The 18,304-nt window shown below is 57.0% G+C and carries 18 protein-coding genes; 4 read left to right on the top strand and 14 right to left on the bottom strand.

All coding sequences use genetic code 11. From position 1 onward, the window contains the following. Nucleotides 1–139: 139 nt before the first annotated feature. Nucleotides 140–562, top strand: a complete 423-nt coding sequence (locus CLV58_RS19320; protein ID WP_106139471.1) for an EamA family transporter — start codon at nucleotides 140–142, stop codon at nucleotides 560–562. A gap of 167 nt (nucleotides 563–729) precedes the next feature. Further along, nucleotides 730–2,844 (top strand): HRDC domain-containing protein, encoded by a 2,115-nt coding sequence (locus CLV58_RS19315; protein ID WP_106139470.1) that lies wholly within the window; start codon nucleotides 730–732, stop codon nucleotides 2,842–2,844. A 110-nt stretch (nucleotides 2,845–2,954) separates the two neighbouring features. On the opposite strand, the gene CLV58_RS19310 is transcribed toward CLV58_RS19315, so the two are convergent. From CLV58_RS19310 to CLV58_RS19265, 10 genes are all read right to left on the bottom strand, one after another. Further along, entirely contained in the window at nucleotides 2,955–3,971 is a 1,017-nt protein-coding gene (locus CLV58_RS19310) for a hemin-degrading factor (RefSeq protein ID WP_106139469.1), read from the bottom strand. Between the two features lie 119 nt (nucleotides 3,972–4,090). Further along, nucleotides 4,091–4,867, bottom strand: a complete 777-nt coding sequence (locus CLV58_RS19305; RefSeq protein WP_106139468.1) for a heme ABC transporter ATP-binding protein — start codon at nucleotides 4,865–4,867, stop codon at nucleotides 4,091–4,093. Between the two features lie 248 nt (nucleotides 4,868–5,115). Next, nucleotides 5,116–6,204, bottom strand: a complete 1,089-nt coding sequence (locus CLV58_RS19300) for a FecCD family ABC transporter permease (protein ID WP_106139467.1) — start codon at nucleotides 6,202–6,204, stop codon at nucleotides 5,116–5,118. A gap of 131 nt (nucleotides 6,205–6,335) precedes the next feature. Next, a complete protein-coding gene (locus CLV58_RS19295) occupies nucleotides 6,336–7,175 on the bottom strand; it encodes a heme/hemin ABC transporter substrate-binding protein (protein ID WP_106139466.1) in 840 nt (279 codons plus the stop codon). 238 nt (nucleotides 7,176–7,413) lie between these two features. Continuing rightward, complete coding sequence (locus tag CLV58_RS19290; RefSeq protein ID WP_106139465.1) at nucleotides 7,414–7,749, bottom strand: DUF6686 family protein; 336 nt, start codon at nucleotides 7,747–7,749, stop codon at nucleotides 7,414–7,416. Between the two features lie 20 nt (nucleotides 7,750–7,769). Continuing rightward, on the bottom strand, nucleotides 7,770–8,117 hold the full coding sequence (locus CLV58_RS19285; RefSeq protein WP_146141481.1) for a hypothetical protein: 348 nt from the start codon (nucleotides 8,115–8,117) through the stop codon (nucleotides 7,770–7,772). Nucleotides 8,118–8,261: 144 nt separating this feature from the next. Then, the gene (locus CLV58_RS19280) at nucleotides 8,262–8,906 is read right to left on the bottom strand and encodes an HmuY family protein (protein WP_106139463.1); all 645 of its coding nucleotides are present in this window, start codon (nucleotides 8,904–8,906) and stop codon (nucleotides 8,262–8,264) included. Nucleotides 8,907–8,938: 32 nt separating this feature from the next. Further along, a complete protein-coding gene (locus CLV58_RS19275) occupies nucleotides 8,939–11,047 on the bottom strand; it encodes a TonB-dependent receptor plug domain-containing protein (protein ID WP_106139462.1) in 2,109 nt (702 codons plus the stop codon). A gap of 15 nt (nucleotides 11,048–11,062) precedes the next feature. After that, nucleotides 11,063–11,437 carry a hypothetical protein gene (locus tag CLV58_RS19270; protein WP_146141480.1) on the bottom strand — a complete coding sequence of 125 codons (375 nt, stop codon included), beginning with the start codon at nucleotides 11,435–11,437 and terminating at the stop codon, nucleotides 11,063–11,065. A gap of 212 nt (nucleotides 11,438–11,649) precedes the next feature. Beyond that, the gene (locus CLV58_RS19265) at nucleotides 11,650–12,276 is read right to left on the bottom strand and encodes a MarR family winged helix-turn-helix transcriptional regulator (protein WP_106139460.1); all 627 of its coding nucleotides are present in this window, start codon (nucleotides 12,274–12,276) and stop codon (nucleotides 11,650–11,652) included. Nucleotides 12,277–12,416: 140 nt separating this feature from the next. Between CLV58_RS19265 and CLV58_RS19260 the strand changes: the two genes are divergently transcribed. Continuing rightward, the gene (locus tag CLV58_RS19260) at nucleotides 12,417–13,625 is read left to right on the top strand and encodes an FAD-dependent monooxygenase (RefSeq protein WP_106139459.1); all 1,209 of its coding nucleotides are present in this window, start codon (nucleotides 12,417–12,419) and stop codon (nucleotides 13,623–13,625) included. 112 nt (nucleotides 13,626–13,737) lie between these two features. Here the strand turns inward: CLV58_RS19260 and truA are convergent, their stop codons facing one another. Next, on the bottom strand, nucleotides 13,738–14,496 hold the full coding sequence (truA, locus tag CLV58_RS19255) for a tRNA pseudouridine(38-40) synthase TruA (protein ID WP_106139458.1): 759 nt from the start codon (nucleotides 14,494–14,496) through the stop codon (nucleotides 13,738–13,740). A gap of 128 nt (nucleotides 14,497–14,624) precedes the next feature. Continuing rightward, nucleotides 14,625–15,977, bottom strand: coding sequence for a DUF6600 domain-containing protein (locus CLV58_RS19250; RefSeq protein ID WP_106139457.1), 1,353 nt, complete (start codon nucleotides 15,975–15,977; stop codon nucleotides 14,625–14,627). 167 nt (nucleotides 15,978–16,144) lie between these two features. Between CLV58_RS19250 and CLV58_RS19245 the strand changes: the two genes are divergently transcribed. Then, complete coding sequence (locus CLV58_RS19245; RefSeq protein WP_106139456.1) at nucleotides 16,145–16,762, top strand: class I SAM-dependent methyltransferase; 618 nt, start codon at nucleotides 16,145–16,147, stop codon at nucleotides 16,760–16,762. Here the strand turns inward: CLV58_RS19245 and CLV58_RS28095 are convergent. Then, nucleotides 16,729–16,950, bottom strand: coding sequence for a hypothetical protein (locus tag CLV58_RS28095; protein ID WP_146141479.1), 222 nt, complete (start codon nucleotides 16,948–16,950; stop codon nucleotides 16,729–16,731). The two genes, CLV58_RS19245 and CLV58_RS28095, sit on opposite strands and share 34 nt — an antisense overlap. 37 nt (nucleotides 16,951–16,987) lie before the next feature. After that, on the bottom strand, nucleotides 16,988–17,938 hold the full coding sequence (corA, locus tag CLV58_RS19240; protein ID WP_106139455.1) for a magnesium/cobalt transporter CorA: 951 nt from the start codon (nucleotides 17,936–17,938) through the stop codon (nucleotides 16,988–16,990). Between the last annotated feature and the right edge of the window lie 366 nt (nucleotides 17,939–18,304).

The raw sequence follows: 18,304 nt of genomic DNA, 5'->3' as shown, positions 1-18,304 counted from the left end.
ATACCTAGATGCTATCAGCTGACGCGCGCTGAGACGCGAAGGATCGCGTCTCTACACAAAACCCAAAAATGCACCGAACGTTCCGAGTTTTCGTTATGACTATGCGGCTACTTTACTCCGCTCCTTCTCCCTTCGCATCATGTGGATTGTTTTTGCCCTGCTGGCGGCTTTGGCCTCAGCCATCGTTGTGACGCTGACCAAAGCCGGGGTCAAAAACGTCGATTCGAATCTGGCCTTTGCCGTACAGGCCGTTATGATTTTACTGGTCTCGTGGAGTGTCATCCTCGGGCAGGGCAAACTCCCGGACTTGCGTACGATCGACCGGCGCAGCTGGATTTTTCTGATCGTTGCGGGCGTCGTTACTTGTCTGTCGTCGCTGCTGTCGTTTCGCGCGCTCAAACTGGGCAATGCCTCGCAGGTATCGCCCCTGACAAACCTGACGCTGGTTTTCTCGGTCATTCTGGCGGGGGTATTCCTGAAGGAGAAACTCAGCTGGCAGGTGCTCACCGGCGCAGCCATCATGGTCGTCGGCGCCATCATCATCGCCACCTCCCGCGAGTAGTTTTCATGGACAGGATTACAGGATGGACAGGATTTGATTTTAGACAAATTGATAATACATCCTGTCCATCCTGTAATCCTGTCCAATAAAAAAATCCTGTCTAGTAAACTCGGAACCGGCGGGGCAGTAGAAACCGTTATCCTTGTCTACTCCAGACGACTTCCCGAATGCCTGCTGCCGTAAACGAAAAACTCGATCTCGCCTACAACTTCGTCATGCACACCAGCCGAAACGTCTTTCTGACGGGGAAGGCCGGTACCGGAAAAACGACGTTTCTGCGGCAGATTCGGCAGTCGATCGGCAAACGTATGGTTGTGGTGGCCCCAACGGGCGTCGCGGCCATCAATGCCGGGGGTGTCACGATTCACTCGCTGTTTCAGTTACCGTTCGGACCGCTCGTGCCGGGCAGCGCCGTTCGCGAAAACAACATCAACCGCGAGAAAATCAAGATCTTCCGCACGCTCGACCTGCTGGTCATCGACGAGATCAGTATGGTACGGGCCGACGTGCTCGATGGTATCGATGAAGTGTTGCGCCGGTACCGTCATCGACCGGAGCCCTTTGGTGGCGTACAACTACTGCTTATCGGCGACATGCAGCAGCTGCCGCCCGTGATCCGCGACGAAGACTGGCAGCTATTGAGCCCGTATTACGAGACAGGCTATTTTTTCGGTAGCCGCGCGCTGCAACAGACGCCCTACGTCTCAATCGAGCTGACGCACATTTACCGACAGGCCGACCAGCGGTTTATCGATATGCTGAATGGCATCCGCGAAAAGACGATCACGCGCGATCAGCTGGCGGATCTGAATCAGCGGTACATTCCCGACTTTGCGCCCGACGAACGCGACGGCTACATCACGCTGTCGACGCACAATCAGCGGGCGCAGCAGATCAACAGTGAAAAGCTGAAGGCGCTGAAGGGTAAGCTACGTTCGTTCGAAGCCGAAATCGACAAGGAGTTTCCCGCCCACGCCTTCCCCACCGACGCCGACCTGGACCTGAAAATCGGGGCGCAGGTCATGTTTATCAAAAACGATATTTCGCGCGACAAGCTCTATTATAACGGCAAGATCGGGCGTGTTACCGCCATTGATGACGACCAGATTTATGTCGAATGCCAAGGCGATCGTGAGCCGCTGACCGTCGAGCGGGTTTCGTGGGAGAACGTCCGCTACGCCCTCGACCCGACGACAAAAGAGATTACCAGTGAGGTCATCGGCACGTTTACGCAGTATCCGCTGAAACTGGCCTGGGCCATCACGATTCACAAAAGTCAGGGATTGACCTTCGAGCGGGCGATCATCGATGCATCGTCGGCGTTTGCACACGGGCAGGTGTACGTGGCGCTGAGCCGGTGCAAAACGCTGGATGGGCTGGTGCTGCGGGCCGAAATTCCGATGCACAGCATCAAGAGCGAGCAACGGCTGGACGACTTTCACGAACAGGTACAGCAACAGACACCCACCGAACAGCACCTGACCGATGCCAAACGGGCGTACCAGGAACAGCTACTCGAAGAACTGTTTTCGTTCGAAACGGCTCATTCACTACTGCACCGATCGCGTAAGGTGATCCACGATCACAGTGGTGCTTTTTCGGGCGACCTGATGCTACTCCTGCTGCAACTAACCGAACTGCTGACCGAGAAAGGCCGCGTTGTGGCCCGGCGGTTCGTCCGACAACTGCCCGGCTACTTTCTGCCCGACGTGCTGCCCGAAGCCAACGAACCACTGCGCGACCGGCTTCAGAAAGCGGGCGGCTATTTTCACGCGCTGCTTACCGACGAAGCCCTGCCCCTGCTGCACCGACTCGACACGGCGACCGACAACAAGCAAGCCCGCGACAGCCTGTTCGAAAACCTTGACGAACTGGAGAAAGAACTGATTAGCAAACAGCACGGCTTCGACACGCTTCGATCCGCGTTCGACGCAACGGCATACCAACAGGCCCGGCACAAAGTCGAGCTTGACTTTGTGCCGAGTCGGAAGAAAAACGAACCTGCCGAGAAGGAAGGCAGTACCGGGAAGGGTGGCTTGTACGGTGCCCTGATGAAGTGGCGCAACGAACTGGCGAGTGAGCATGGCACGACGGGCTTCATGGTACTTCCCCATAAAACCGTCACCGAACTGGCCAGTCAGCGCCCGTCGACCATGGATGAGCTGATGGCGATCAAAGGCTTCGGAAAAACCCGTGCCCGCCAGATTGGTGCCGACATACTGCGCATCATCGAACTACACAGTGGCAAACCAGCGAAAGGTTCACGCAGGAAGGCGGTGTAGCCTGTCGAGGTGCGTAGCCTGGACCTCCCGGTCCGGGTGCCCGTCAGGGCAACTTGTGTATGCGGTAGCTTTAAGGCCGCTTCGCGTCCACCCGGACCGGGAGGTCCAGGCTACAACGCTGCCACGATCGCGCGCCAGCTTTCCAGTTCGGGCTTGCCGGGTTTGCGTTCGCCGAAGAGCAGGCATACGTTCTGACCATCTTTGTCGAAGAGTTCCAGGCTGGTAACGATACCGTCGGCGGTCGGTTTTTTAGTCAGCCAGACCTGCCCGATCAGCGTTTCGTTCAGGTGCAGGTTGAACAGTGGATCGAGGACGTTATACCACGGTCCCATCTGTACCAGTTTCTGCACCGGTCCCGTGTGTATCTGGATACAGCCGGGATTCGACACAAACACCATGATGGGCACCGCGCGGTCCGACGCCAGGGTCATTGCCTGTTTCACTTGCTCCATCGTCAGCAGTTGGGCGTACCCGTCGGGAGCCAGTCGCAGCCCCTGCTGACGCCCCACGCCGTGTTGGCGGAGCAGACCAAAGAACTCGTGCGTGTCCTGCATTGCCAGCCATCCGGCCTGAAAGCCAGCTACGTCGATCGCTTCATCGGGCTGGTCGACCGTCCGGTCGGGGGCGGGCTCAATGAGCAGTGTATCACTTTGGTCGTCGCTGCAGAACTGACTGACCAGCGCGTCGTAGGCGGTCCGGTTCGACTGTTCAGTAAGGTAGATTTTGTGAATGGCCTGTCCCTGCGCGTCGAAAAACTGTAAGCTCTGCCGACCATTTTCGTCAACAGCAAATCCAAACGTCCAGCGACTCATAAACAGGCGCAGGTCGATATCAGGGCCGAGTACCAGCCCGACATGCCCATTGAACGACACGCTTTCGTACGTGCCTTTCCGTTCGTGAACCAGAGCATCGTTGCGGGTAAGCGCCATGACGTGCCCAAGCGTCGCAACCTGTTTGAGCAGTTCGCGAAAGTCCCCCGCCAGCCGCACCACCGTTTTACCGGTACCTGTTGCGAGCAGTTCCGCTTCGCTCACGCCCAGTTGCCGGGCGGCATCGCGGATGCGTAGATTGGGTTGCTGCTGCCGCAAGTCGGCCCAGCGCGTCGTCAGTGTTTCGAGTGTAGTCATTTCGTTTAAAGTTTAATGTTTTCGGTATACAGTTTTCGGTATACGGTCTTCAGTTCAGCGTATCTTCTGAAGAAAACTTAACGTGCGATGGACTACCGTGAACCGAATACCGAATAACGTTATACCCTTCCTACCACTACCATCGGGCTGTGGGTTCGGGGGTTATCGAGTATCTGCACGGGTACGTTGAACACGCGTTCGACCAACGTCTCTGTCAGCACGTCGCGGGGTGCGCCGAGCGCTTCGACCCGCCCGGAACGCAGCAGCAGCAGCCGGTCGGCATACTGGGCCGCCATGTTCAGGTCGTGTAGTACGGCGACGACGGTGTAGCCTCGTCGGGCCATCTGTCGGGCAATGTCGAGCAGTTGGTGCTGATGCAGCAAGTCGAGCCCGGTAGTCGGTTCGTCAAGCAGCAGTAAGCCTTCGTTGACGTCCCACAGTTGGGCCAATATTCGCGCCAGTTGGACACGTTGCTGTTCTCCACCCGACAGTGTCGTCACGATTCGGCTGGCGAAGGCGCTCATGTCGACCATGCGCAGGGCGTCTTCGGCGATGGCATAGTCTGCCGAAGACGGGTGTGCGCCATGGTGCGGGTAGCGGCCCATCAGCACGAGTTCGTCGACCCGAAATGGAAACGCCAGCGTGTTCTGCTGGTGGAGGAAGCCACGCAGACGCGCCAGCTCACTGGCCGAATGCGCCCACAATGGCTGCCCACCCCACGACACCTGACCCGATGCGGGCTTCAGTTCACCGGCGCAGAGCCGCAGCAGCGTGGACTTCCCGGCCCCGTTCGGCCCGACGATCGCCAGCAGTTCGCCCGCCCGCGCCCGCATCGACACACTGTTGACCAGCGTCCGCTTGTCGATGCGATAAGTTAGTTGTTCGGTTTGCAGCATAGGGGGTTTTCAGTTTACGGTATTCGGTTTTCGGTTCGTACGGGGCCATCGTCTACCCTAGGGCTCTTAAGTTCTTGATTTGATACTACCAGAAGCCAAATTTACTTCGGCCGAACCACCCGGCAGCGGCCGTCCGTCCCAGCCCCCTAAAGGGGGAGCATTCCGCGAAGAAACCACTCCCCCTTCAGGGGGCTGGGACGGACGGCCGCTGCCGGGTAAACAGGCTAGAACTTAACAGCCCTGATCGTCTACCCTAGATTTCGTTGGCGAATGAGCATCCAGATAAAAACGGGGGTGCCGATCAGAGCCGTTACGATGCCGATGGGTAGTTCGGCCGGGGCTACGATTGTTCGCGACAGGGCATCGGCAGCCGTCAAAACGATTGCCCCGCCCAGCGCCGACCCGGTCAGTACATGCCGGTGGTCGGAACCAGCGACCAGCCGAATCAGGTGGGGAATGACCAGGCCGACGAAGCCGATAACGCCCGCGACCGCCACGGACGTACCGACGGCCAGCGTCGCCAGGATAATAACCTGCCGTTTGAGCCGTGTCAGGTTCACGCCCAGCATAGCCGCCTGACTCTCGCCCAGCGCCAGCAGGTTCAGCGATTTGGCCAGTCGGGGCATACCGATCAGCACCACCGCCATGAAGGGTAACAGCACCAGCACGGTTGTCCACGATGCTCCGCCGAGACTACCCAGCGCCCAGAACGTAATCGTCCGCAGCTGATCGTCGGTAGCCAGGTAGGTGAGTAAGCCCGTCAGGGCACCGGCCAGCGCATTGATCGCGATACCGGCCAGCAACATCGTCGTAACAACCGACCGACCCGCCACCCGCGCCAGCCGATATACGAGTAGTGTCGTCCCGCAGGCCCCGGCAAACGCCACCAGCGACAGGGCATAATAGCCTGCCAGCCCCGCCAGTTTCTGGAAGAGCGTCACTTCCAGCACGATCATCAGTACAGCGGCCAACGATGCACCCGACGAAATACCGATCAAACCGGGGTCGGCCAGCGGGTTTCGGAACAAACCCTGCATAGCCGCGCCCGCCACGGCTAACCCCGATCCAACCAGTATACCCAAACACACTCTTGGCAGTCGAATTGTCGTCAGAATGACGGTTTTTGTCTCATTAACGTCCGTGTCGAAACCCAGCCGCCCGGCCAGTATTCGCAACACGTCGACGGGCGCAATCGCTACCGCCCCTACTCCTACCGACAGCACGATCGTCACGATCAATCCGGCCACCAGCGCAGGCAATAGCCAGTTGCGCCGGGGCACGGGAAGTAGCCCCGCCGAACGAGGGATTGTGGGAGCCGGTGGTGTTTGGGTTAGCATTTGTGGTGTACAGTTTATGGTATTCGGTTTACGGTATTCAGTATACGGCATTTGTTACAGGTAAGAAGCCAGGTGGACGTTTACACGTCTCGCACCGTAAACCGAATACCATAAACCGTAAATTCTATAACTTACAAAGCCTTGCCCGTCAGCGAAATGCCCTTTGCCAGTTCACTCAGAGCCTTACCGAGCCGGGGGGTGAATCCTGTCAGCAGGTGGCCGTCCATCGTAACAAACCGGCGGTTTTTTCCCGCTTTCGTCTGGGCGACGCCCGGCACACTCAGCAGGCCGACAGGCCCGCCCAAACTTTCCAGCCCACTGTCGAACAGCAGAATAACGTCGGGATCGGCAGCGACGAGAGCTTCGGTCGTTAAGGGTTTAAAATCGGTAAACTGGGGCGTTGCGTTCTGGCCACCCGCCAGTGCGATCATCTTTTCTACCGGCGTTCCCCTACCGGCCACCAGCATCGTACCGGTACCACGCGCATAGATGAACAGCACGTTCGGTTTACCCGTCGCTTTCTGCACCTTCGCCATATCGGTATCGACCTGACGAATTAACGCTTTGGCTTTACTTGGTACCCGGCAGGCAGCGGCTACATCGTTGATGAGTTTCCTGGTGCCTTCGACCGAAAAGTCCTGCCTGAACGACACGACCTGCACACCCGCCGACCGGATCTGGTCGAGCACATCGGCTTTGGTACCGGCTTTTTCGGTCGTCAGGACCAGCGTCGGCTGCTGGGCGAGTACTCCTTCGGCGGAGATGGTGCGGTTATGGCCAACCTTCGGCAGTTTCTTCAGCGATTCCGGGTAGGTACTTGTCACGTCGACGCCGACCAGTCGGTTTTCCAGCCCCAGATCGCTCAGAATTTCACTGACAGTACCATCGAGCGATACGATACGAGGTGGTGCGGTCTGCGCCCGAACCAGGCCGGACGCCATGACCAGCAGTGTAAGCAGGAAGTTTTTCATTTTGTTTACCGTTTGTAGTTCGAGGTTTGACGTTGTTTCGGCCTCCCCGCCCTTTCAAGGTAGGGCTATTAAGGACTTGAATCAGGTCTGTTAACGGGCAAGCTTTATCCGGCTGGCCTACCCCCCAGCCCCCTGAAGGGGGAGTGGTTCATTTGCGGAATGCTCCCCCTTCAGGGGGCTGGGGGGGTAAACGGCACTACCCAAAAGCGGGTTAGGTACCGCTATAAACTCAAAACCATCAATTCGTCCGGCTTAGATCGAGGATTTGTTCGGCGGCCAGAACCGGAGCCGCTTCCCGCAGCAGCCCAGCCAGCGTGTTTAGATCGTCGTCGCTGAAGAGCAGGAAATAATTCGGCATGGGCGTTGGCAGCAGCAATTCCTTGCCATGCGTCGTGCAGAACGGACGCATAGCCAGTCGCTCGAAAATCATCTCCGAAAACGTATCGAACTGATCGAGCGTCAGGCAGAATAGTGAATTCTGAAACGCGACATTAACGGTGCGGCACCCATCGCAGATACCCACATACCCGACCGTATTGTCGGCCAGCGTCCGGAAGTTATGGTTGTGTTTCATGCGCAAAAAGTCAAGTCGGTTTAGTTAAGGTCGTTCCAGATTCGGTTGAGCGCCGTGACCAGCAAAGCCGCCCGCCCCAGCAAGGCTTTCAATTCCAGCAGATCATGGCGCGTCAGTCGGCCAAACAGCGTTACAACCGGGGCTTCGCCTGTCGAGGACGGGGTCAGCATATTCCGGGCAGCGTCGGGCAGCGCGTTCAGTTCGAAACTCATGGCCGACTCATGCAGTCGGTGAAATTCATCGGCTGTTAAATAACGTTGCAGCGCCCCGAAGCGAAACGAATACCATAAGGCTGTATCGGCATACAGTACTACTTCGCCCCGAGGGCTGCTCGCTAGTTGGATTGGCGTATTGAGTGCGTTAGTCATGGTGAGGATATTGACGAAACGTTGTGCCTTAGCGGGTGGCCGGTTGGTGTGCCTGTGGGTTCCGGGCCGCGCCACGGCACCGACCACCTCAGCTAAGGGCTTAAGAGGTTTGTGTTTTGTAGTTATGCGTCAGCCAACTACGAATTAGTTCAGTGTGGTTGAGCCATTCGGCTGATAGGTGTAGCGGAAGGTGAAATACCGGCTGGGCGTCGTACTGGTCGGGTTGGCGGGTGCCCCCAGGTAATAGCTCAGAATTTCCAGTTTGGCGTATTTGGTACCGTCGCCGGTGCGGATCAGCAGCACCCGTCCCGGTATGGCCGACACAAGGTTGGTCGTACTGCTGTAATTGTACCAGCCATTACCCGAGCCACCCGGCACAGCGAGTTGCGTAACACTTTGGTCCTGAGCAAAAGTTGTCGACGCTGGAATGGCCGTTAAGGCGTCGAACGTACCGGTATACACGTTGGCTCCGCCTTGTCCCGACCGCATAGCACCACCGTTGACGATGATCGACGTGCTGCGAAAGCCAATGTCCCATTTGTTGCTGGCCGAGTCGGTGTTGGCAATGACTTTGTTGTCGCGCAGGCTGTAGAGCGTGTACTTACCAGTAGCGGCCACCGGCTGCGTGGCGGTACCACTGCTGGCCGTTGTCGATACCGGGTCGGCGGGCAGATCCCGCACGGTTACCGACTGCACGGGTTGCGTTGTTACGGCGTTGTCGTCTTTTGAACAGGCCGTCAGCAGCGCGGCTGACAGGGTGAGCAGGGTCAGGTTGGCAATTAGTTTCATACAGTGTACTGATTGGGAGATTACGAATTGATTTATAGAGAGTTGGATTGTGTTGCCGGTCGCTGCTGCCAGTTCCAGCGCAGGCTGGCGTACCAGAGCCGCCCGGCCAGCGTCGGGATGTATTGCGGATTGGTGTACCCGGTCAGGTTGTCGACGCCCGCCTGTACCGTCAGTTGCCGAATCGTCTTGGCGGCTGTCAGATGCCAGGTGATATAGCCGGGTACGTATTCATTGTCGACGTCGAGGATCAGGTTACCGTTGCGATCGGAAAATCCGTAGCGACTCCGGTAGATGCCCCGCACCGAAGCCGATACGCCATGCCGGGGCAGTTCGTAGAAAAATTTCAGGTTGGCCATATGCCGCGACCGGTTCAGCAGGCCACCGTAGTCGGCCATCTTCACCTGCTCCGTTATCAGCGTTTCGGGATTGCGCCGAAATACCTGCCCGGCCCGAATCGCATCGACCACACTCTTGTCGCGGGCATCGAGATACTGATAGCCCGCACCTATTGTCAGTCGACCCGCACCTGCCGTCAGCCGGTAACTGCCGTCGATTTCAGCCCCCTGCGTAAATACCCGATTGAGGTTGGTGTAGCTGAATACGTTCTGCCCATTGGTCTTTTGCGCCACGACCTGCGTTTCGATCAAATCGCGAACGTCGTTCCGGAACAGGTTGACCGACAGCAGCAGTGGCAGGTTGTATTTCTGCTGAAAATTAGCGGCTATGCCCAGGTTGTACGCCATCGAACGCTCCGCCCGAATAGTACCGAAGCGCGCGGGATCGGCCAGGATTTCCGCGATTTGCCCCTGCTGTTGCAACCGGGCGATGCCAGCGGCCAATTCCTGCGTGCCGAATACGCTGTACCCCACCACGCCATTGTCGAAGTTGAGGTATAACTGCCGAAAGTCAGGCGCTTTGAAACCGACCCCACTACTGGCCCGCAACGCAATCGTCGGACTTACTTCATACCGCGCCGATAGCTTGGGACTGAACTGCGCTGCGTACTGACTGTGGTTGTCGTAACGGCCACCGGCAATGATCGTCAGCCGCCGGGTCGGTATCCATTCGAACTGCGCGAAACTATAGCGGGTAGAGAATAGCTGCCGGCCGGGGTATCGCGTTGCTTCCACGCTTTCGCCGATATAGCCCACGCCAAGGGTTAAAAAATGCCGGTTGCGAATCGTCCGTTCGACTACCAGCTCGGGTCGGTTGAATGTCTGCCGGAAATAGCTGGCGTCGTAATCGGCCCCGGTCGTCTGGTAGCGCAGATCGCTTGATGTACGGTAGCCCGAGCGGTAGTAGCGGTACATCAGTTTCCAGGCGTCCGACACCTGATGCGTAACGACCGGGTTAATCGTGTACTCATTTACCCTACCCGCCCCCACGATAAGCTGCTGATCGGTCAGTTGCGTGTTGGCGTTCTGATTTTCAGCAAAGTACCGACCTGTGAGTGTGAGCTTTACCCGGTTGCTTAGCTGACTCGTCAGCCGGCCACTGCCTGTATAGTTTGTGAATGGCGAGACCGTATTGCCGTACGTTTCGGGCGTCAGATCGTAGCCCGCCGACGCATATCGATTACCGAACAGATACAGGTTGGTTTTCCCCTGTCGCAGGGCTACGTCGGCGGTCAGGTCGCTGGTTCGATTCGCGCCGTACCGCGCCGACACACTTCCCTGGGTGCGGGTCGGACTTTCGGTGATGATATTGACTACTCCAGCCAGCGCTTCCGAACCATACAGACTCGACGACGGTCCTTTCACCACCTCGATTTGTTTGATGTTGCCAACCGTCAGCCGGTTCAGATCCAGCGTACCGGCGGTACGGCCGATCAGCGGTTCACCATCGACCAATATCAGCGTATAATCGGGCGCAAATCCCTGTACCTGAAGCCCCTGCCCGTGATCGCTGACGATCGTCAGACCGGTTTGCTCCCGTAGAATATCGTTGAGCCGTAAACTACCGGACTGCTGTATCTGCGCTTTTCCCACGACCGTAACCGGCATTGGCAACGAGCCGACCTGCCGTTCCGTACGCGTCGCCGTCACGACGACCGCGTCGAGCGACCGGCTTCGCATCGTGTCGGCAGGTGGGACTGCGGGCTGCTGAATACCGATAAGGAGGAGGAGTAGACTGGTAAGCATCGAACGGGGCGCAGACTAGTTGATCGACTCGTTAAGAATGCGCGTCCACTGCCGCTGAAAATCGGTTACACTTGCCACCGCTTCCGACAGCAGCGCCCGCAGTTCGGTCAACTCGTCGGGCAGGAAACTAAAGCAGAGGTAAGGCGAGGGCGTCGACAGGTGGATGCGATTGTCGTTGGGGTACAGCTCGAAATAAGCGTCGGGGTCGACGTGCCGCACGTTCCATTCCAGTTGAACCAACTCATCGTACGCCAGCCACTGCGTGATGTTTCCGTATTCGAAAACGACGTTGTGCTGCGCATCGGCCGAGTCAAGGCAGGAAGCCATGTCTCCGTACAGCCCGATGCGGCCGTTGGCCGAATCAGCAAGGGTTCGATAGGTGCAGCGCATAGCGTTTGCCAGAAGGTTCGTTGCAAACATCGCCCTTGTTTATAATCAATCCAAATAAAAAGAGAGATTATTTAGAAATTTTCTAAACAGATAGAATTGGCCGTAGCCGCGTAGCCCAGACCTCTAGGTCTGGTAGCCGTTAGGCTAATTGTGTTAGGTGGTAGCCATGCTGGCCGCTGTCGCGTCCTCCAGACGTGGACGTCTGGGCTACACTACAGCTTGTAGTTCAGGAAATGGTAGTTATTGAGGTATTGCAGGGTTTGCATGAATTGCCGGCGGTCGGCTTCAGACAGGTCGGCCAACACGCTGTGTGGCAGTTGCTCCAACTCTTTACCGACGACCTGTACCATCGTTCGGCCGCTGTCTGTCAGTGATAACCGCTTTGACCGGGCGTCGCGCTCATCGGTCGCTTCCAGTATCAGTCCGCGCTTCATGAGTCGACGCAGAATGTCGACGCCGGTTGTCAGCTCAACGGCATTGGCCATGCATACTTCTTTCTTGGTAGGCCGGTCCATGTAGTGAATCATCGATAGAAACAGGAATTCGTCGGGCCCGGAAAAGCTATACTCGGCCATGATTGACTTAGCGTAAGACCGGACGAATCGATTCAGTCGACTCATGTAAAACCATGATAAAAAGTCGTCGTCCTGCTGGAAAGCCTCTGGCAGTTGCACGTCTGGTGCGGCAAGCGGTTCAGCGACAGATACCGACGGCGCTTCCCGTATGGGATCGAGGGTGTTGAGCAGCCAGCTCGCGAACTCCCGTAGGTTACCCTGTGGGTGCTCATCACAGTATCGCTCCCACTCGATCATCAACGGTACCGCCGATTGCTTACCCATAGCTTAAAATGTTTTCGTAGTATTAAAACAAAATAACTACGATATAGTAATTATAGATGTGTCACTTCTGCCAATCCTGTCAAAAGTAAGCAGATATGGGCATGTCAAAAGAGCTACAGAACGCATCTATTCATTACTCCATGCAAACCAAACCGCAACGAGTGCTCATCTCAGGAGCCAGTATAGCCGGGCCTACACTGGCCTACTGGCTGAGTAAATACGGTTTTGACGTCACGGTCGTCGAACGGTCGGCTGCCCTCCGGCTGGGTGGTCAGAATATCGACGTCAATGGACCGGCCCGAAAAATCATCCGCCTGATGGGGCTGGAAGAAGCCGTCCGGGCAGCCAACACGACGGAGATCGGTACGCAGTTTGTCGACGCCGACAACAACGCGGAAGCCGCATTTTCGAAAGACGATCCAACCGGGTTGACGCAGGAGCTGGAAATTCTCCGGGGTGACCTCGTCAGTATTCTGTACGAAGCCAGCCGGACCAAAGCCAACTACCGCTTTGACGATTACATAACCGGGTTGACGCAGGACGCTGATGGCGTCGGCGTCGCGTTCAACAGTGGAACGACCGAACGGTTCGACCTGGTCATTTCCGCCGACGGTATCCGGTCGAAAACCCGCAAACTGATGGTTGGCGACGAACCGACGTTCCACTACCTGGGTCTGTGTAGCGCCTACCTCACCATACCCAAAGGACCGACAGATACGAACTGGGCCCGCTGGTATACTGCCGATGATCGCCGGGTGATTCTGTTACGGCCCGACAACAAAGGAACTACGCGGGCGTCGTTCAACTTTTTGCTGCCTGAGGACGAATACGCTAAGCTAACATCGGCTGATTACCGACCGCTACTAAAAGAAAAGATTCAGAACGCGGGCTGGGAAGCACCCAGGCTGGCTCGTGAATTCGACACCAACGACGACATCTATTTCGATGGCGTGGGTCAAATCAAAGCCCCCCGCTGGTCAAACGGCAGATTAGCCCTGACCGGCGACGCAGCCTATTGTCCGGCTCCGGTAAGTGGGAAAGGCACTACGCTGGCCATGGTAGGCGCTTACGTGCTGGCCGGAGAATTAGCCACGCACACCAACTATCAGGACGCTTTTGCCAGCTACGAGCAGCGGTTGCGCCCCTATGTTGAGTCGGTGCAGAAGTTACCCCCCGGCGTTCCCTGGATTGTTTACCCCAAATCGAAATTCGGCGTGTTCGTGTTAAACAAAGCCTTCGCCGTAGCCGCCAGCGACACGGTCAAGAAGCTAATGGGTCTGTTTACGAAGAAAGACGACAAACACGCCGAGGAAGAAGCCGAGTTCGACCTGCCGGCGTATGACGTATAGCGGTGTAACCCAGACGTCCACGTCTGAAGGGCGCGATAGCGGCCAATCAGGCTACCGCCTGTAAGAGTTGCCCTGACGGGCACCCGGACCGGGAGGTCCAGGCTACACTTGTCTACACACGGTTCACCAATACCTCGGCGGGATAGGCGACTTCGACCAGATACAGGCCGTTGGCGGGGGCCGCTCGCCCGGCGACGGTGCGATCACGGGCCTGTAAGATTTGATCGAAGGCGTCGAGACTCAGCCGGTCCTGCCCGATTTCCAGCATCATCCCGACGATCGTACGGACCATCCCCCAGAGAAATCGGTTGGCTTTGATGTGGAACGTGAGCCTACCGTCGGGTTGGGCGGTCCAGTACGCGAAGGCCAGCTCGCAGCGGAAGTGGGCTACGTTGGCGCGTGCTTTACTGACGCTTTTAAAATCGGTGTAGCGCAGCAGAATCTGACAGGCTTCGTTCATTCGATCTAGGTCGAGCGACGGGCGAAAATGGAGCGTCAGGCCTGGCTGAAACACGTTTTTATCACGAGTAATATGGTATTGGTAGTAGCGCGACACCGCCGAAAACCGGGCATGGGCGGAAGCTTCGACAGGGAAGATAGTATGAATCGCGATGTCGTCGGGCAGGATGCAGTTGAGCGAGTAGAGCAGATCGTCGGTCAGGGCAAGCGGCTGGTCGGTATCGAAGTGAGCAAATTGCTGTTCGGCGTGCACGCCCGCATCGGTCCGACCACTGGCCAGTACATACACTGGCCAGCCCAGCCGCTTCGACAGCGCCTGCTCCAGTGTCGACTGTATGCTGACCCCATTGGCCTGTGTCTGCCAGCCCCGGTAGGCCGTTCCCCGGTACGATAACTCGATAAAATAGCGCATCCCACAAAAATACGCGGTCAGCTATAGTCGCGCGCAACAAAAAAGGCCAGTGTCGTTTCTGACACTGGCCCGTCACGGTGAGCTTGACTAAAGCAAGTAGTGTAGTAATGGTAAAATGAATTTGACGACTAGCGTGGTCCGCGACCACCCCGTTGGCCACCAGCTTCGCGCTCGCCACCCTGTGGTTGCCCAGCTGGCTGCCCCTGCGGCTGCTCCATACGCTGGTTCGGCTGGCTGAATCCACCACGGCCACCCGGCGCAAAGCCACCATCGCCACGCGACATGCCGGGCTGCGGTTGTGCCGGTTCCCGGCTCACCCCGCCATTATACTGCCGCTCGGGCTGACTCTGTGGCGGAGTGGGCTGTGGACTGGGCTGGTTGATCGACGGGTTGTTGTAGCCACCCCGGTTAGCGTCAGGCCGGTTTCCATTACCGAATCCGCCATCGCCCCGGCTATAGCCACCATTGTCGTAACGGCCGTTACCGTTGGTTGGATTACCGGGTGATGGTGGATTGGTAGAGCCGGGATAGTTGCGGTTATTACCGTTATAGCCACCATTCGGCGTGTTATCGTAACGTCTGTCCGGATAGGCGTTTCCCGGCTGGCGATTACCGTTGTCATACCGCCGACCGTCCGGGTAGTTGTTCCCGTAGCGACCGTCGTTGTAGGTACCATTGCCGCGACTGCCGTAGTTATTGTCGTAGCGGTTGTTATATCCGTAATTACCCCGGTCGTAGTCACGTCGATTACCCAGGCCGGGTCGGTAGAACCCGACCGAATTGCCTGAAATAATGGTGCGGCCCGGCCTGTCGAGTTGATCGATGCGGTACACTTGCACGGGCCGACGCGTCACGCGCTCGATTTCACCCCGGTACGGACCATAGAAATAAGCCTGATTACCGTACTGGTAGACGTTGTTGATGATCGTCGTATTCTGGTAGATCGCCACACCCCGTGGCCGTGGTGCCCGATAGCCGTACCACTGCGGACTGTTGATGTATATCTGCGGCACAAACGTCCAGTACGGCGCAGGGATGTTGATATTTACGTTGACGTTCACACCCGGACCCAGTGGTGCCCAGCCGTAATAACCGCCACCCGACCGCCACGACACCCAGGCGGGTCCCCAATCGGAACCGGGAATCCAGGCCCAGCCACCGTACTGATCGTCGAAAATCCAGCGGCCGTAGTGAAACGGTGCCCAGCCCCAGGGGTAGTCAGACACCCAGGTATTACCATATTCCGTGACAACCCAGTGCCCATCGCTGACGTACGGCTGAAAACCGGGTCCGGCACTGGGTAGCCAGATCGAGCCATAGTAGGGATGCTGCACCCACTGTCCGTAGGGAGCCAATTCATCGTAAAATGCCTGAATCGGTACGCTTACGCCCGGCTGCGCCGACGCCGTCCGGACGAAACCCACCCCGGTCGTCAGCGTGACCAGCAGGCAAAGCATTGCAATCGTTTTCAGTATGTTCATCGTCGGAGCCAATCGTGGCGGTTACCGTGTATATCACTTTGATACATAACGAATAAAACCGTTTAATCGCCCGATGTATTTTCTGTCGTCGGGGAATACTGTAGAACGGAAAACCCCGCCTATAAACGCTCGGTTACCCAATAAACAGGACGATAGCAAGCACTAACATGCCTACCCCCAACCCCTTTCGCCGTTACGATGAAACCGACGATGCCGATTTTTACAGGCAACCCCGTTTGGTCGTTCATATTGACGATCAAGCCATTGCAGCTACAACGCAGCTGTTCCGGGAGTACCTGCCCGCCGACGGCCGTATTCTGGACCTGATGAGTAGCTGGCGCAGCCACTTGCCAACGGACGTACACTACGGACAGGTAGTCGGATTGGGCATGAACGCAACCGAACTCACCCAAAATCCGCAGTTAGACGCTCGCGTCGTGCACGACATCAACCGGCAACCGCGCCTGACATTCGAAAAAGAATATTTCGACGGCGGCATGCTGACGGTTTCCGTACAATACCTGACCGACCCGGTCAGGGTGTATCAAGAGATAGCGCGGGTGCTGAAGCCGGGCGCGCCGTTTATCACCGTCTTTTCCAACCGGTTGTTTCCGACCAAAGCGGTTATGATCTGGCAGTCGATGGACGATAAGGGGCACCAGGAACTGGTTCGTAGCTACTATGAACACAGTCTACTGTTCGACCAGATCGAGGTGCTTGATCGCAGTCCGGGCGGCTCGGGCGATCCACTCTACGCTGTCGTGGGCCGACGGAAACGGTCGTAAACAGCACTGGCTACCAATCCACCGATAAATACCAGCCGCTCGGCGGCTGGTTGGTGCGTCGCCCAGTCTTGTGGAGCCCGGCCGGGTAACCGCGCCAACTCCCGCCAGCAGCGGTTGTCTGTCGTCCAGGCCGACCAGGCTGTAAGAGAAGGCGTTCGATACGACATCAACAGCCATGGCCGACGCATAGAAGGCAATATTCGTCGGTTATTCGGCCCATTAGCCCTACAACCATTTTTTGCGCCGGAATATGAGTATCGTTAGCAGCGACGACAACAGCATCGAACCAATGGCAATCGGATAGCCAAATGACCAGCTCAACTCGGGCATCCCGGCGAAGTTCATCCCCCAGATACTTGCCAGCAGGGTCGGCGGCAGAAACACCAGCGATACGACGGTGAAAATCTTGACGACCCGGTTCTGCTCCAGGTCGATCAGACCGAGGTAGGTGTTTTGCAGAAATTCGAGTCGTTCGAAGATGAAGTTCGTATGGTCGATCAGCGAGTTGATGTCTTTGATAAGCGTGCGCAGTCGCTGCTGTTCGTCATCCGTAAACCAGCCGTCCGACCGGATCATCGACGAAATCACGCGCTGTTTATCGACCACGTTTTCCCGAATCGACATGGTTAGCTCCTGATAATCGTTGATATTCAGCAGCATTTCCCGGTCGAGGTTAGCGTCGAGATCAAGCAGGCGATTGATCGCCTTGATCTCGCCCGACACCAGTTCGATCAGATCGGCGTCGTAGTCGATGCGCGATTCGAAGATGTAGATCATGATCTGCGCGCCATCCTTGAACATCGCCCGGCGCGACTTGATGCGCTTGACCGTGTCGGCGAACGATTTCAGGTCGGCGTTCCGGTAGGTAAAGAGCGTGTCGTCTTTGAGGATAAAACTGACCGGCACCGTTACGTAGCGCTGTTCCGCGTCAGGTACCAGAAAGTTGGAGTTGGCAATCAGGAACTCGTCCTCCTCGATGTAACGGGAACTGCTTTCGATCTCCAGTTGCTCCTGCTGACTTAGAAAGTCGACGTCAAATTTTTCCTCGACGCTCTTGATTTCGGCGGCTGTAGGGTTCTGTAGGTCAACCCAGAGTGTGCGTTCGGTATCAGAAAAAGAATCGATGTCGCGGATTTTGCGGACGAAGGTCTCATCCTCCTGAAAAATACGAATCATGCGTTGATGGCGGCAGCGGTAAGTTTCCGGGGCCAAAGTTCACGAAAAAAACCGGAGCAAAGCCGCTTTTCGGGGCTTTACTGTGTATGGTTTACCGTATAGAGTTGCTTAACGGAAACGCTGCGTATTGAGGTAGCGACCGGTCCGCCCTTCAGAACGTGTTTGGGCATCGATAGAACGGAGCGTGGTACCAACGTTATCAACGCCGAACTTCAGCGTTATGACCGCACGGGCAGAACCGCAGTCCCCCGTCAGGGCCTCACCACTACTCTATGGCCCCTGCGCCCTGGTTGACACTGGCGTGGTTTAGCCGACGGAAATCCGATTGGCAACCCATGCACGACGAGCACATCGGCGATTCGGTCT

This window comes from Spirosoma oryzae, assembly GCF_003002825.1.
GTDB classification, from domain to species: Bacteria; Bacteroidota; Bacteroidia; order Cytophagales; family Spirosomataceae; genus Spirosoma; species Spirosoma oryzae.
The sequence above is the reverse complement of the archived record's forward strand: the minus strand, read 5'-3'. Positions and strand labels throughout refer to the sequence as shown.

Coding starts and splice junctions, on each gene's coding strand:
- CLV58_RS19315 (WP_106139470.1), top strand. CDS start 730: ATGCCTGCTGCCGTAAACGAAAAACTCGATCTCGCCTACAACTTCGTC.
- CLV58_RS19300 (WP_106139467.1), bottom strand. CDS start 6,204: ATGCTAACCCAAACACCACCGGCTCCCACAATCCCTCGTTCGGCGGGG.
- CLV58_RS19245 (WP_106139456.1), top strand. CDS start 16,145: ATGCCTACCCCCAACCCCTTTCGCCGTTACGATGAAACCGACGATGCC.
- CLV58_RS19305 (WP_106139468.1), bottom strand. CDS start 4,867: ATGCTGCAAACCGAACAACTAACTTATCGCATCGACAAGCGGACGCTG.
- CLV58_RS19275 (WP_106139462.1), bottom strand. CDS start 11,047: ATGCTTACCAGTCTACTCCTCCTCCTTATCGGTATTCAGCAGCCCGCA.
- CLV58_RS19290 (WP_106139465.1), bottom strand. CDS start 7,749: ATGAAACACAACCATAACTTCCGGACGCTGGCCGACAATACGGTCGGG.
- corA (WP_106139455.1), bottom strand. CDS start 17,938: ATGATTCGTATTTTTCAGGAGGATGAGACCTTCGTCCGCAAAATCCGC.
- CLV58_RS19265 (WP_106139460.1), bottom strand. CDS start 12,276: ATGGGTAAGCAATCGGCGGTACCGTTGATGATCGAGTGGGAGCGATAC.
- truA (WP_106139458.1), bottom strand. CDS start 14,496: ATGCGCTATTTTATCGAGTTATCGTACCGGGGAACGGCCTACCGGGGC.
- CLV58_RS19310 (WP_106139469.1), bottom strand. CDS start 3,971: ATGACTACACTCGAAACACTGACGACGCGCTGGGCCGACTTGCGGCAG.
- CLV58_RS19260 (WP_106139459.1), top strand. CDS start 12,417: ATGCAAACCAAACCGCAACGAGTGCTCATCTCAGGAGCCAGTATAGCC.
- CLV58_RS28095 (WP_146141479.1), bottom strand. CDS start 16,950: ATGCGTCGGCCATGGCTGTTGATGTCGTATCGAACGCCTTCTCTTACA.
- CLV58_RS19270 (WP_146141480.1), bottom strand. CDS start 11,437: ATGCGCTGCACCTATCGAACCCTTGCTGATTCGGCCAACGGCCGCATC.
- CLV58_RS19285 (WP_146141481.1), bottom strand. CDS start 8,117: ATGACTAACGCACTCAATACGCCAATCCAACTAGCGAGCAGCCCTCGG.
- CLV58_RS19280 (WP_106139463.1), bottom strand. CDS start 8,906: ATGAAACTAATTGCCAACCTGACCCTGCTCACCCTGTCAGCCGCGCTG.
- CLV58_RS19320 (WP_106139471.1), top strand. CDS start 140: ATGTGGATTGTTTTTGCCCTGCTGGCGGCTTTGGCCTCAGCCATCGTT.
- CLV58_RS19250 (WP_106139457.1), bottom strand. CDS start 15,977: ATGAACATACTGAAAACGATTGCAATGCTTTGCCTGCTGGTCACGCTG.
- CLV58_RS19295 (WP_106139466.1), bottom strand. CDS start 7,175: ATGAAAAACTTCCTGCTTACACTGCTGGTCATGGCGTCCGGCCTGGTT.